15 protein-coding genes are annotated in these 12,866 nt (G+C 40.8%); 4 read left to right on the top strand and 11 right to left on the bottom strand.

What is annotated here, in order from left to right; all coding sequences use genetic code 11:
- Window positions 1–689, top strand: a 689-nt coding sequence (locus JWQ85_RS11885) for a TonB family protein (protein ID WP_299468179.1), incomplete at its 5' end; no start/stop codon positions are given.
- Window positions 690–748: 59 nt separating this feature from the next.
- Here the strand turns inward: JWQ85_RS11885 and JWQ85_RS11880 are convergent.
- The 10 genes from JWQ85_RS11880 to JWQ85_RS11835 form a co-directional block, all read right to left on the bottom strand.
- On the bottom strand, window positions 749–1,474 hold the full coding sequence (locus JWQ85_RS11880; RefSeq protein ID WP_299468177.1) for a DUF4197 domain-containing protein: 726 nt from the start codon (window positions 1,472–1,474) through the stop codon (window positions 749–751).
- Between the two features lie 40 nt (window positions 1,475–1,514).
- A complete protein-coding gene (locus JWQ85_RS11875) occupies window positions 1,515–2,522 on the bottom strand; it encodes an inorganic phosphate transporter (RefSeq protein WP_299468175.1) in 1,008 nt (335 codons plus the stop codon).
- Window positions 2,523–2,543: 21 nt separating this feature from the next.
- Window positions 2,544–3,194 (bottom strand): DUF47 domain-containing protein, encoded by a 651-nt coding sequence (locus JWQ85_RS11870; protein WP_256540716.1) that lies wholly within the window; start codon window positions 3,192–3,194, stop codon window positions 2,544–2,546.
- Between the two features lie 48 nt (window positions 3,195–3,242).
- Window positions 3,243–4,307 (bottom strand): ATP-binding protein, encoded by a 1,065-nt coding sequence (locus JWQ85_RS11865; protein WP_299468172.1) that lies wholly within the window; start codon window positions 4,305–4,307, stop codon window positions 3,243–3,245.
- A 95-nt stretch (window positions 4,308–4,402) separates the two neighbouring features.
- Window positions 4,403–4,936, bottom strand: coding sequence for a YceI family protein (locus tag JWQ85_RS11860; RefSeq protein WP_299468170.1), 534 nt, complete (start codon window positions 4,934–4,936; stop codon window positions 4,403–4,405).
- A gap of 63 nt (window positions 4,937–4,999) precedes the next feature.
- Window positions 5,000–6,310 carry a carbohydrate porin gene (locus tag JWQ85_RS11855; protein ID WP_299468168.1) on the bottom strand — a complete coding sequence of 437 codons (1,311 nt, stop codon included), beginning with the start codon at window positions 6,308–6,310 and terminating at the stop codon, window positions 5,000–5,002.
- Window positions 6,311–6,340: 30 nt separating this feature from the next.
- Window positions 6,341–6,985 carry an HD domain-containing protein gene (locus JWQ85_RS11850; protein ID WP_299468181.1) on the bottom strand — a complete coding sequence of 215 codons (645 nt, stop codon included), beginning with the start codon at window positions 6,983–6,985 and terminating at the stop codon, window positions 6,341–6,343.
- A gap of 61 nt (window positions 6,986–7,046) precedes the next feature.
- Window positions 7,047–7,277 (bottom strand): helix-turn-helix domain-containing protein, encoded by a 231-nt coding sequence (locus tag JWQ85_RS11845; protein ID WP_299468166.1) that lies wholly within the window; start codon window positions 7,275–7,277, stop codon window positions 7,047–7,049.
- 248 nt (window positions 7,278–7,525) lie between these two features.
- On the bottom strand, window positions 7,526–8,020 hold the full coding sequence (locus tag JWQ85_RS11840; RefSeq protein ID WP_299468164.1) for a hypothetical protein: 495 nt from the start codon (window positions 8,018–8,020) through the stop codon (window positions 7,526–7,528).
- Window positions 8,017–9,192, bottom strand: coding sequence for a class I SAM-dependent RNA methyltransferase (locus tag JWQ85_RS11835; RefSeq protein ID WP_299468162.1), 1,176 nt, complete (start codon window positions 9,190–9,192; stop codon window positions 8,017–8,019). Before JWQ85_RS11835 ends, JWQ85_RS11840 begins: the two co-directional genes overlap by 4 nt.
- Before the next feature lie 84 nt (window positions 9,193–9,276).
- Between JWQ85_RS11835 and JWQ85_RS11830 the strand changes: the two genes are divergently transcribed.
- Window positions 9,277–9,639 carry a DUF3127 domain-containing protein gene (locus JWQ85_RS11830; RefSeq protein ID WP_299468160.1) on the top strand — a complete coding sequence of 121 codons (363 nt, stop codon included), beginning with the start codon at window positions 9,277–9,279 and terminating at the stop codon, window positions 9,637–9,639.
- Window positions 9,640–9,766: 127 nt separating this feature from the next.
- Here the strand turns inward: JWQ85_RS11830 and JWQ85_RS11825 are convergent, their stop codons facing one another.
- Window positions 9,767–10,660: a T9SS type A sorting domain-containing protein gene (locus JWQ85_RS11825; RefSeq protein WP_299468154.1), complete on the bottom strand. Its 894-nt coding sequence runs from the start codon at window positions 10,658–10,660 to the stop codon at window positions 9,767–9,769.
- A 137-nt stretch (window positions 10,661–10,797) separates the two neighbouring features.
- On the opposite strand from JWQ85_RS11825, the gene JWQ85_RS11820 reads away from it, so the two are divergent.
- The gene (locus JWQ85_RS11820) at window positions 10,798–12,621 is read left to right on the top strand and encodes a HAMP domain-containing sensor histidine kinase (protein WP_299468152.1); all 1,824 of its coding nucleotides are present in this window, start codon (window positions 10,798–10,800) and stop codon (window positions 12,619–12,621) included.
- Between the two features lie 6 nt (window positions 12,622–12,627).
- The coding region (locus JWQ85_RS11815) for a response regulator (RefSeq protein WP_299468150.1) at window positions 12,628–12,866 on the top strand (239 nt) is incomplete at its 3' end.

Here is a 12,866-nt window from a genome sequence, read left to right as displayed (position 1 = left end):
GCGGCTATGTAGCCATAAATAAAGATAAGTCATCGTCATTGTCTGTATTAAAAAGTAAAGCCGATGGTGTTGCCGCAACAATGCAGCCCCGTAAACAGAGCGATAATAATCCATCTGCTTTAATGAGCGCAGGTGTGCCGCTTAACCTGGTATCAGGAGTGGTGTTGAACCGTATAGATGGTTCGCCGTTACCGGGTGTATCTGTAAAGGTAGTGGGGAAACCTGCTGCCACACAAACCGATGTGAACGGTAAATTTACATTACCCAATGTTAAAAAGGATGAAACGTTGGCTTTTGGATATATAGGTTATAACAGCAAAACATTAAATGTAAAAGGCGCGGATAGCTTAAAGGTTGAATTGGATGCCAGTTCAAACTCCCTTAGCGAAGTAGTGGTTACGCATGCTAATAGTACAAAACAAACAAATGCCCACCCCAAAACCGGCTGGAACAGTTTTAAAAATTACCTAAAAAATAATGCCATTGCACCGGATAATAAAGGGGGGACAGTGGAAGTTAAATTCACTGTTAACCCTAATGGTAGCATTACCAATATTACCGTAACCAAAAGCCTTAACCACGCTGCAGATAATAAAGCCATCAACTTAATAGAAGATGGGCCAAATTGGGCCGGCAACACCAATGGCAAACCCGAGGTAGTAAAAGTTAAGGTAGATTTTCATAAGTAACAAGAAACAAAAAAGGCGATGAGTTAACTCATCGCCTTTTTAATATTATAGCAGCTTATTTATTGCTTCTTATTTTTATCGTAGTAACCAAACACCTTTTGCAACAGCGGTGTGGTGCGGGCACCAAGGTTTTGGCGAATGTTTAGTTCTTCCTGGGCTATCTCTACAAATAAACCATCAATTGCTTTTTGGGTAACGTAGTCACTAATATCTGTGTTAACCTTGGTTACAAAGGGTACTCTATTATAAGCGGTCGCGGCATCGGTATAATATTTTGTGGCCCCTACTTTATTTAAGCTGGTTTGTACTACAGGCTTAAATTTGGCTGATAGTTGCAGGGTAGTGGTGCGTTTAAAGTATTGCGTGGCAGCATCCTGATTGCCCAATAAAATATTGGTTACATCAGTAAGCGTCATTTGCTTAATAGCGCTAACGAAAATAGGTTTGGCTTGTACGGCAGCATCTTCGGCAGCGCGGTTAAGTGATAATATTACGTTATCTGCTAATTTACCAAGGCCTATGCTGCGTAATGTTTTTTCAACTTTTTGCGCTTCGGGCGGGAACAATATTTTTACGGCTGCATTGCCAAAAAAACCGTTAACGGCCGATAACTGGTCAGAGCTTTTACCGGTGGCCAGTTCAAGCGCTTGTTTTAAACCGTTATTAATATCCAGCGTAGTGGGGTTGCCATTTTGCTGTATGGTAGTTTGTGCTACCTGGTTTAGCGTATCGCAACTGCAAAATAAAATAAACAGGAACGGGATAAGTGTAAGTATTTTTTTCATGCAACGAGGTAAGCAAATATACTGCCAGTAAACATTGGAATTACCAATGCCTAACCAACATAAACATTAAACCGGCAATAAGGGCCGAAATAGGAATGGTAATTACCCATGCCCACAACAGGTTTACGGTTACGCCCCAGCGCACTGCTGAAACACGTTTTGTTAAACCAACCCCTATAATGGAACCGGTAATAGTGTGTGTAGTGGAAACCGGGATAGCGAAATGCTCGGTAATAAACAGGGTAACGGCACCTGCAGTTTCGGCTGCTACACCTTCAAGCGGTGTAATTTTGGTGATTTTTGACCCCATTGTTTTTACGATCTTCCACCCGCCAGACATTGTACCTAATGCGATTGCGGTATAACAAGCCAATGGGATCCACTCGGGCATTGCTGCACCGCTATTAATAACCTTTGCAGCTATTAAGCTTACATATAAGATACCCATTACCTTTTGGGCGTCATTAGTACCATGCGCAAAGCTTAACGCCGCTGCCGATACCAGTTGTAGCCTTTTAAACCAACGCTCTGCCACGGCAGGCTTGGCCCGCTTACAAATATGGAGTATGAGGATGGTAATAAAGTAGGCGATAAACAAACCTATAAATGGTGCCAGTACGATGTAGGCAACAATTTTAAAAATATAGGTTGAGTTAATGGCAGCCATTGCATGCTGGCCCATAAAAAGCGCGTTGGTGATACCTGCGCCCGCAAAACCGCCAATAAGCGTGTGTGAGGAGCTGGAAGGGATGCCAAACCACCAGGTAGTTAAGTTCCATGTAATAGCGGCGATAAGGCCGGCCAACACCACGTGCAGGGTAATAAATTCTTCGTGAACGGTTTTAGCCACCGTGTTGGCTACTTTATGGTCTTTAATAAAAAAGTAAGCGGCAAAATTAAATACAGCGGCAAGCAATACCGCCTGGAAAGGCGTTAATACCTTGGTTGATACAATGGTAGCTATAGAGTTGGCGGCATCGTGGAAGCCATTGGTATAATCAAAAATAAGCGCCAGGGCAACTACAGCAACAAGTAGGGTGGTAACCATTTAAATGATATAAGATTATGCTTAGGCGTTTTTAACTAATATTGATTCCATTACATTGGCTGCATCTTCGCACATATCTGTAGCGGTTTCAAGGGCAGCTAATATCTCTTTGTATTTTATCAGGCGTATAGCATCAGTTTCGTACAGAAAAAGATCGGCAACGGCACGGTCAAAAACATAATCGGCCTGGTTTTCAACGCTGTTAATGCGGATACATGAATCAGCGATAGCACGCACGTTTCTTAAGTCTTTTAACTCGCGTACAGCTTTTTCCAGATCAGTACCAGCCTGTAATATCAGTTCAGATAATTTACGGATGTGCTCATTAAAATCATCGATCCTGTAAAGCAGCATGCGGTTAGCTGCACCGTGTATATAATCGGCAACATCATCAATCGCGGTAGCTAACGCGTGGATATCCTCACGGTCAAAAGGGGTGATGAAGTTTTTACCAAGTTCAAGATATATCTGGTGGGTAAGCTCGTCACCTTTGTTCTCCAATTTATCTATCTGTCTGAAAAGTTCTTCGCGTGTGGCCGGGTTAACCGAGTTAACCGCTTCAACCAAAATGGTGGCCATGCTTACAACGTTACTTGCAGCCTGCTCAAAAAGCGGGAAAAAGGTCTTCTTATCTTTAGGAACAAAATACTGGAATATACTGTTTAATGACATCTTGCTATGAAATTTCGGTAAAGGTACGGTTGCAATGTTAAGTTAATGTTAATTTTTTAACACTGGGATGTTTGGGAATGGTAAAGTTTGTTTGGCAATTTGCAGGGTAAAGCCAAAGGTAGAACCCAAGCCTTCGGTGCTGCGCACGTTAATAGTTTGCTGGTGCGCTTCTATAATATGCTTAACAATGGCCAAGCCCAAACCCGACCCGCCAATTTGCCTTGACCGGCTGGTATCGGTACGGTAAAAGCGCTCAAATAAGCGTGGAAGGAACTTTTCTTCGATACCTATACCATCATCAGTAACTTCAATAAGCACTTGTTCGTGCAGGGTAAATATGCTTACAGATGTGTTACCGCCATCTTTGCCATACTTAAAGGAGTTGTCGATAAGGTTAACCAGTACCTGTCTTATTTTTTCGCGGTCGGCGTTCACAAAAATGCCATCGTCGTATTTTTGTTTAAACGTTAACTTAATATTGTGCTGTTTGCTTTTTAGTTCCATCGATTCAAAAACCTCTTTTATCAGATCGTTTATTTTGAATTTGGTGTAGTTAATAGGTATCTCGCCCGATTCCAGCTTTGATATTTCATCCAGGTCGTGGATCAGGTAACTTAAACGGTCAACGTTTTTTGATGCTTTTTCCAAAAATTGCTTAGCAAGCTCTTTATCTTCAAAGCTATCATCCTGCAGGGCCTCGATATAACCTTGTATGGCAAAAAGCGGTGTTTTAAACTCGTGCGATATGTTCGACAAAAAATCTCTGCGAAATTTTTCCTGTTTCTTCAGCTCATCAATTTCACTCTTTTTTTGCCTGGCCCATTCCTGTACTTCGTGCTCCACGTCATTAATAGGGTCGGCGCTTACATGTTCGCCCAGGGCATCCCTAAGGTCGCGGCCAAGTTTAAGGTTGTGAATAAGCTTGTAAATGAGCTTTATTTTAGAATAGACATACTTTTCTATGAGGTAATAAAAAACAATATAACTGGTGATAAAAGAAACCAGGAAGGTTATCATCATATCATACCATTTATGCTGAAAGTAGTAGTTTACTGCCGATAGTGTAATGGCAACCGCAGCAGCGTTGATAAGAATTAGGACGCGCAATTTCATAGCATAAAGTTACTATTTGTAAATGGTTATAATTAATACAGAAGCAGACTGCTGTGTTAATTAATTATTATCATTTAGCGCAGAGAGGGGGGAGCTTATTTTGTTGCTTCGGCCTCAAAGTTAATGGTAACCTCATCGCCCATGGTCATGCTACCGCCACCTACGCCAAAATCTTTACGGTTAATTTTAAAGCTGCCTTTAAAAAGGCCTCCGTTGTTTAAGTCGCTGTAAGTAAAAGGCACATCAACAAGTTTTGTTTTTCCTTTTATGGTGATATTAAACTGGCCTGTGTAATTTTCGCTGCTTTTCTTTTTGAATGAAACCGACGATAGGGTGATCTTAGGATAAGTATCCGCATTAAAATAATCTTCATTTTTAAGGTGCTCGTCGCGCATGCTGTTATCGGTGTTGATAGTATTAGCATCGGCGATTGCTTCTATTTTGTTGGTTGCCAGTTTATTAGGATCGAAGGCGATGCTTCCCTGTACGCCACTAATGGTGCCACCGGTTTTAATGCCCAGGTTTTTTATCTCGAAAGATATTTTAGACCGGGTTATGTTATTGTTAACCTGGGCAAATACGCCCGTACTTATTACTAATAAAGCTATAGCTGTGAAAATTCTTTTCATGTTTGGGTATGACGCTTTTTACCAAGCGAGGTTTAATTTATTACCAATTTACTTTTTCTGATATTAAAATTCTACATGTGCCCTTAGCGAGAACACATTTACCGGCCCGCGGTCGCGGTTGTAGGCCGGGTTGGCTATAAACTGGTAATCGGGAGAGAGCCATAACTTATGCTGATATGCATTCAGTTTATAATATACTTCGGCTATCAGTTCGGGCGAGTAGTTGAGTTGGCCATCGCCAATAATAAAGCCATAACCACCCGCTGCCAGGTAATCCTTGTGATCTTTTGAGATACCGTTGCCTACAAAGGCCAATCCTAATTCATCATCCTTACGGCTCCATGATGTACCTTTTAACACCGCGCCTAAACTTAACGACCGGTCAATTTCGGTAAAAGCCCAGGTTTCGGTTTTGCCATCGTTATAACTCGCTTTTGCAAATACGCCAAAATCATTTGTTAAATATTGATCGGCGCTTATGCCAAAACCATATTTATGCCTGCCGTATGCCTGGGTAGCATCTACATCTGGCGCGGCAGGGTTTTGATTTATAGCATCGCGATAAACCCCCATTTTGCCATTGTTCCTGAAAGCTAATAACCGCACAGTACCTTTGTGCCCACTAAGCGTATATCGTTTTTCGTACTCTAATGATTGTGTGTTGGCATGGCTGATGCGTTCATCCCAAATGGCGCCATTGGCAGATGTGGTGGTCATGGTAACGCCAAAACGCAATGCCCAATCTGGCTGCCCCAGTTCTGCTACCGCCCCAAAAACATAACCCCGGGTATTGGCGGGGTAATCCCAGGCGGCATTATCCATCAGGCTCCAGTTCATAAACTGCGAACGGGCATCGTGGCTAAATTCGTTACCATCAAAAAAATCGGCCATGCCAAATTTACCAACGGTAACTTTCAGATAACGTTTGCTTTTCCATCCGGCCAATTGGTTTACATCATCTTCAATGTATTCTTTATCATTACCCCATTCAAAATTCTGAGTAAAATACAGGCGGGCAATATATATTTTAGGTTCGGCACCGCCCACGCGGAAAGTTTCGCCATTTGGGAACCCGGCAATACCCAAAGTTTTGCTTAGGCCCGAGCCCCCGCTCATTTCCGGGTTAAAATAGGCCTCCATACCTTTCCATAAACGCGCACCTCCAAAAAGCGTAGTTGTTAATGATGTTTGGGTTTCTTCGCCGGTAAGCAAACTATTGTTGCCCGTATAAGGCGCGCTAAAGCCGGGTTTATATTGTGTAATTACCGTTTGCTGGAAATGGACATTAAAACGCTGGTTTTTAAGCGAATCCTGGGCGGTAGCAAATTTAACTGTAGTAAATAGTATGGCTAATGAAAGTAAAGTTTTTTTCATGCTCTTAAAACGTGATGATAAATATTTAGTTTATTGAACCTCCGAATAAAATTGCTCTAAATAACTTTCCATAAAGTTATGGCGTTGCAAGGCAAGCTGTTTACCTGTTTGGGTATTCATCTTATCCTTTAATAACAGCAATTTTTCGTAAAAGTGATTAATAGTAGGGGCGGTTGTGTTTTTGTATTCTTCCTTGCTCATGTTAAGGTTAGGTTTAATGTTGGGGTTGTAGATCTCCCTATCCTTAAATCCCCCGTAAGTAAAGGCGCGGGCAATACCAATGGCGCCAATGGCATCCAGTCGGTCGGCATCTTGTACAATAGCTAATTCTTTTGAATGAAAGGTTGCTTTATCAAACCCGGCTTTGAAAGACATATGCCTGATTATCTGTTGCACATGCGTAGTTGTATCACCATCTAAATTAATGCTTGTTAAAAATTTACCCGCGGTAGCAGGGCCAATTTCTTCATCGCCATTATGAAATTTACTATCGGCAATATCATGCAATAACGCGGCAAGCTCAACAATAAGCATGTCGCAATCTTCGGTACGGGCTATTAGTTTGGCATTAGTCCAAACGCGATGTATATGCCACCAATCGTGCCCACCTTCGGCATTCTTCAGGGTTTCCTGTACAAAAATTACGGTTTTTTCAATTATAGCGGCCTTGTCCATATCTGCGATTTGGTGCAAATATAACAGGTATACTAAATTATTCTCCGGGTTTTTTAGGTCGTCAGGCGGCTTCGGCCTTTTCTATATTTAACAATTCAATTATATTGGTTTCTAAAATATCCGCGATCTGAAAAAGGCGCTCCACCGTTATTTTTGTGTAGCCCAATTCAATTTTACTATAGGCATTTTGAGATATATTTAGTTTTGCAGCAAGGTATTCCTGCGTATAATTTAATTCGATGCGTTTGCTGCGGATATTTGCCGCAACCGATTTAGCCCTATAATTAAGCATATTATTATAATTCTTTACAATTGATAATGATATACTTACGATATTGTTTGCGGCGTGGATGTAAAAAAAATAATTTAAAAGTAATTTTTTTACACTAAACTATTGTTCACGCTCAATTTTGGATGAGTGCAGTCTATAAATTGTAAAAAAATTTCTTTGCAACGCTTATAAAATGGCCTGTTTGTAAACAATAAAGCCGGCATTAGCCGGCTTTATTGTTCCATATATTCTTAAAACGAATAGAAATATTATTGAATATCGTATTTTATTACAACTGTTGGCAGTAAGGTGGCTGCGTTTAATGGTATTTGGTCTGTTGCTACAATTGGCCTGCGGCGTTTATAAAACTCATAGGCGGCCTTTTGTACCTCGGCCGCACTTGTAGCCGGGTTATTAAAGTTGATAGAGAATGGGATAATAAAATCATGGAATTTTTCCTTGTTAGGGATGATCCATTTCTTAGTCGATTTTTTAAGGGCTTCAATTACAGGGATGGTCAATAAGTAATCATCGGCATAATAAATTACCAGCTTTTGAATATTACCTTTAATATCAGCCGTGAATTTTATTACCGCTACTCCCGCGGCTTTTTTACTAATAATATCCTGGCTCACTACAAGGCTATCTTTAAAAAAGCGTGTCATAACGGGGTTGCCGCCTTGAAAAGGGAACGCCAGATCTTCCTGGGCCTTGCAATAAAAAGAGAAGGATAATAATAATGCAAATATGATCAGTTTCTTCATTCTGTTTCTTTTGGTTCGCGTTTGCTGCCTTCATACAGCTCGTATTCAAATAAGCGGCAATCTAATTTGCCATTGTAAAATTCAACTTTGCGGGCAGCCCTTAAACCTATCTTTTTAGCCAGATCAGGGTTGCCGGTAAATACATAACCACGGTAGCCTAAACATTTCTTTTTAAGAAAATCGCCAACACGTTTGTAAGTTATCTCCAGTTTGGTGTGTACGCCTAAACGTTCGCCATACTCGGGGTTAAACATTACAATGCCTGGTTCGGCAGGTACTTCGGTATCTTCAAAGTCACAAACGTAAAATTCTATTAAATGTTCTACACCGGCGGTATTTGCGTTCTTGCGGGCAATATCTACGGCGTCTTCAGAAATATCTGTTGCTATAATTTTAAAGTCGACCGCTTTCTTGGCCTTATCCTTCAATTTACGGCGCTCAACAAAAAACTCCTGCTCGTCGTAACCCATAATGTGCATAAAGCCATAATTCATCCTAAACAAGCCCGGGTGTTTATCTGTAGCCAGTAAAGCAGCCTCAATAGCCAGCGTTCCGGAACCACACATAGGGTTTATAAATGTGCTGTTCCTGTCCCAGTTGGTTGCCATAATGGTTGATGTAGCCAAAGCTTCCAGCATGGGTGCTTTGCCCGGTATTTTACGATAGCTGTGTTTCGCTAAGGTTTCGCCGGATGTATCTATGTAGATATCGGCTTTGTCATCCTGCCAGTAAAGGCTCACAACAGTTTTATTGTTATCGGCGCCAGAGTTAGGGCGGATACCTTTTTTCTCCTTTATCCTGTCAACAATGGCATCTTTTACCTTAACGTTAGCAAACAGCGGCGTAAGTATATGTTCGTTATTTACATTTGAGGTTACCGAAAAGTAGCCCGAAAAATCGATATACTCTTCCCATTCAATCTGCACAAGTTCGTCGTACAGTTGTTTTGGGTCGGCAGCTGTAAAGCTTTTTAGCAAATAAAGTACCTGGCTTGCGCAACGCAGGTTAAGGTTTAGCGCTATGGTATCGGTAACGGTACCCATAAGCTCAACGCCGGTTTGGAATACGCGTGTGGGCTTAAAGCCTAATGCTTCAACCTCTTGCTGCAAATAAGGCGAAAGCCTTTTGTTGCAGGTGATAATGATCTTACTCTCAGTGTGGAAAACTTGCATAATTATTTTGCGAATTTATGAATTAAATACGCCGCTATTTAATTTCATACTATTAACTTTACATTTTAAATATTTTCTGAAATTATGGAAGTCAAAGGTAAGGTACACGAAGTGTCGGCAACCCAACAGGTTACCGAGTCACTAAAGAAGAGAGAATTAATACTTGAATACATCGAGAACCCACAATATCCCGAGTATTTAAAGTTCGAAGCTATACAAGATCGTTGCAATTTATTGGACAATGTTAAGGTTGGCGATGATATTGAAGTGTTTTTTAACCTGAGAGGCCGTCCATGGACAGATAAGGCAGGTAAAAAAACTTATTTCAACTCTCTGCAATTATGGAAAGTTAATATGTTAGGTGCTGCAGGCAGCAGTTCTGCCCCAGAATATGCAGCCCCTGCTGATATCAGTTCTGCACCTGATGATGACGATTTGCCGTTTTAATAAAGTTGGCAGTTTTTAGTTTGCAGTAGGCAGGCTATAAAAATATAAAAGCCCTTCCAAATATTTAGAAGGGCTTTTTTGTGGCCGATATAAGCTAACTGCAAACTTCCTACTGCAAACTGAAAGATTATTCCTTAATTATCTTTTTTACCGCTGTGTTTACACCTTGCTTTACTTGCAGGTAATAAACACCATTTAGCGGTAAGCTAATTTTTTTGCTGAAAATTCCGGCTGTTGTTTTGTCTGTCCATAAAACTTTGCCATCGGTATCGGTAAATTTTACATCGGCAATGGTTTTTGCAGGCAAATTAAATGACAGGGTGGTTTTACCTGTAGAAAACTCCGGAACAAGGTTGAGGTCATTCAATACCAGTTCGGCTTTTTCGGTACCGGCAATACGCTTTAATTTTTCTTTTGATGGCTCAGATACCCGGAAACTGATATTGGTGTTTATGCCGTCGTTATCGGTATTGGAGTAGTTAAAAGTTTGGCTGTTGCGGCTGCTGAACTCAAAGCCTTGTTTATGGCGCGGCATATTAAAGCTAAACGTTTTCATACCCATATCTGATAAGTCGGTGTCAAAGCGGTAGGTAAAGGCTTGTACGCTATCCGCGCCTTTAAGCCTTTTTAAACGTACCCTAACATCTTTGCGGGCGCTGTCTTTAGTATCAAAATCGGCAATAACGGGGCCGTCGTTGTCAATATTACGTTCAATAGTTATTTGGTTGTTTTTACCATTGCCGGTAGTTTGCCGTTCAATAACTATTTTGCGGTTTGTTACAACGCTGTTGTTGTTATATATAGGTGTTTGCGGCAGGTTATCCATTTCGGCAAGGGCATCTTTACGCTCTTGCGCCGATAGTTTTTTAATATCCTTACCATTGATGGTAGTATCGCCATTAACTATCTTTATTTCGATGTTTTTTTGTGTTTGTGCCAGTACCAAAGGTGGCAGCCCTAATATGGCTATTAAGCTAACCGAGAATATAAACTCGAAGCCGGGCTTTATAAACTTTTTCATTATGTACGTTGATTTAAGTTTGAAGAACAAATTTAGAAAACTCTTATTAATCAATATGTTAAAAACTTAAAGGTAAATTGTTAAAAATTGTTAAAAGCAACTATTCTCATATTATTTAAAATATTTTTGTTGTTGGTATGAAAAGAAGAAGCATCGGGCTTATCATTGGTTTAATGGGGTTTGCACTTTTGGGTGTGGTTGTTATGCAATTGTATTTTTTGCGGCAATCGTACCAAATGCAGTCCGAGCTTTTTAACCGGTCGGTTAACGAGGCATTGAACAATGTTGTGGCAAAAGTTACCAAGCAGGATGCACTTAACTTTTTAAACGCTAAAACAAGAGAAACGCATAAGTTTAAGGATGCTGAAACATTTGACAAAAAGAGCGAAATAAGCATTAACGGCAGCAAAAGCATTATTGGCGATGCCCTGGTTATCAAGAAAAAACAAACCAAACGCGAACGTAAACTGGCTATGCTGCGCGATAGTTTAAAGCGCATGATCCTGCATAAAAAGATGGATGATGACATTAACGGAATGATACAACAAGGTTCGCTTAACCTGCGCATTCGCATTGAACAATATACCGATGAATTTGGTGAGGTGCATGGGCGTTTTATCCCCGAGTTTGTAAAGATGCCTGCCCGGCCGCCTGTTAAACAAAAACTGCATAAATACGATACGCTGCGATACACATACGTTGACCCGCAATTTGGTCCGCAGGTTATGTCTGTCCGTAATCTTAACCCCGAGTGGGTAAAGCACCAGGAAAGCCTTCAAAAAGAAAGGCAGTTTAAGCAGGTAAAAAAATGGCTGGTGACCGACTCATTAGAGAATGCTCCGCATAACGCTCAAAAGCCAAACGTAATTGAAAACTTGGCCGAGGAGTACCGGAAATCTAACGAGCCACTTAATAAGCGCTTGAATGCCTTTTGGATAGATTCGTTATTGCGATTCGAGCTGCATAACCGTGGGATATCTTTGCCCTTTAGTTATGAGGTAAGTACCGCCAACAGCGATTCGCTTATATTTTCGAGCGCTATGGATACAAAAGGCGTTAAGCCCGAATTTATCCCGGCCTATACCTATCAAAAAGCTATCTTTAGCAACGAACTGATCAATGATCCGGGCAAGATCAAAATATCCTTTCCGCAAAAAAACTCCTTTATTTTGGGCAACATGACGGCTACCATGGGTACAACGGCCGGTTTGTTATTTGTGCTGGTATTTTGTTTCGGTTATACCATTTTCTCTATCCTTAGGCAAAAGAAAATTTCTGAAATGAAGATAGACTTCATTAATAACATGACCCACGAGTTTAAAACCCCGGTATCAACCATAATGATAGCCAGCGAGGCTTTAAAGGATAATGAAATAGCCCAGGATAAAACCCGTGTAGCCCGCCTGGCAAATGTTATTTATGAAGAGAACGTGAGGTTGGGCAGCCATATTGAAAGGGTACTGAATATTGCCCGTATAGAGAAAGATGATTTTAAGCTGGATAAAAAGCCGCTTGATGTAAACGAAATGATAACCATTGTGCTGGATAGCGTGCAGTTAAAAATGCAAAAGTGTAACGCGGTTACCACGGTTAACCTTGATGCAGAACGGGCTGTTATTATTGCCGATGAGCTGCATTTTAGCAATGTAATGTTCAACCTGATAGATAATGCTATAAAATACAGTACCGATGCACCTGATATTGCAATTAGTACGTTAAATAAAAATGGGCACATATTAATACGGGTTGCCGATAAAGGAATAGGCATGAACCGCGATCAGCAAGCCAAAATATTTGAACAGTTTTACCGTATACCAACCGGTAACCTGCACGATGTTAAAGGTTTTGGGCTGGGGCTAAGCTACGTGAATACTATTGTTAAAAGGTTAGACGGCACTATAAGCGTTAAATCTGAAAGAGAAAAGGGCTCGGAGTTTGAATTGAAATTTCCTGTTGTATAACCTATCATGAAAAAAATATTACTCGTAGAAGACGACCCGAACCTTGGCTTGCTATTGCAGGATTACCTGCAGCTAAAAGGGAAATTCGATGTTGTGCTTTGCAAAGACGGCGACGAAGGCCTGCGTGCTTTTACCAAACAAAATTACGACCTGTTAATACTGGATGTAATGATGCCCAAAAAGGATGGCTTTACACTAGGGAAAGAGATAAGAAAGATAAACGCCCATGTACCTATCATTTTTGC

Source organism: Mucilaginibacter sp. (genome assembly GCF_028288105.1).
Lineage (GTDB): Bacteria > Bacteroidota > Bacteroidia > Sphingobacteriales > Sphingobacteriaceae > Mucilaginibacter.
This window is presented reverse-complemented; position numbering and strand designations above follow the sequence as displayed.

Coding starts and splice junctions, on each gene's coding strand:
- JWQ85_RS11855 (WP_299468168.1), bottom strand. CDS start 6,310: ATGAAAAAAACTTTACTTTCATTAGCCATACTATTTACTACAGTTAAA.
- JWQ85_RS11860 (WP_299468170.1), bottom strand. CDS start 4,936: ATGAAAAGAATTTTCACAGCTATAGCTTTATTAGTAATAAGTACGGGC.
- JWQ85_RS11870 (WP_256540716.1), bottom strand. CDS start 3,194: ATGTCATTAAACAGTATATTCCAGTATTTTGTTCCTAAAGATAAGAAG.
- JWQ85_RS11830 (WP_299468160.1), top strand. CDS start 9,277: ATGGAAGTCAAAGGTAAGGTACACGAAGTGTCGGCAACCCAACAGGTT.
- JWQ85_RS11850 (WP_299468181.1), bottom strand. CDS start 6,985: ATGGACAAGGCCGCTATAATTGAAAAAACCGTAATTTTTGTACAGGAA.
- JWQ85_RS11835 (WP_299468162.1), bottom strand. CDS start 9,192: ATGCAAGTTTTCCACACTGAGAGTAAGATCATTATCACCTGCAACAAA.
- JWQ85_RS11840 (WP_299468164.1), bottom strand. CDS start 8,020: ATGAAGAAACTGATCATATTTGCATTATTATTATCCTTCTCTTTTTAT.
- JWQ85_RS11820 (WP_299468152.1), top strand. CDS start 10,798: ATGAAAAGAAGAAGCATCGGGCTTATCATTGGTTTAATGGGGTTTGCA.
- JWQ85_RS11875 (WP_299468175.1), bottom strand. CDS start 2,522: ATGGTTACCACCCTACTTGTTGCTGTAGTTGCCCTGGCGCTTATTTTT.
- JWQ85_RS11880 (WP_299468177.1), bottom strand. CDS start 1,474: ATGAAAAAAATACTTACACTTATCCCGTTCCTGTTTATTTTATTTTGC.
- JWQ85_RS11845 (WP_299468166.1), bottom strand. CDS start 7,277: ATGCTTAATTATAGGGCTAAATCGGTTGCGGCAAATATCCGCAGCAAA.
- JWQ85_RS11825 (WP_299468154.1), bottom strand. CDS start 10,660: ATGAAAAAGTTTATAAAGCCCGGCTTCGAGTTTATATTCTCGGTTAGC.
- JWQ85_RS11865 (WP_299468172.1), bottom strand. CDS start 4,307: ATGAAATTGCGCGTCCTAATTCTTATCAACGCTGCTGCGGTTGCCATT.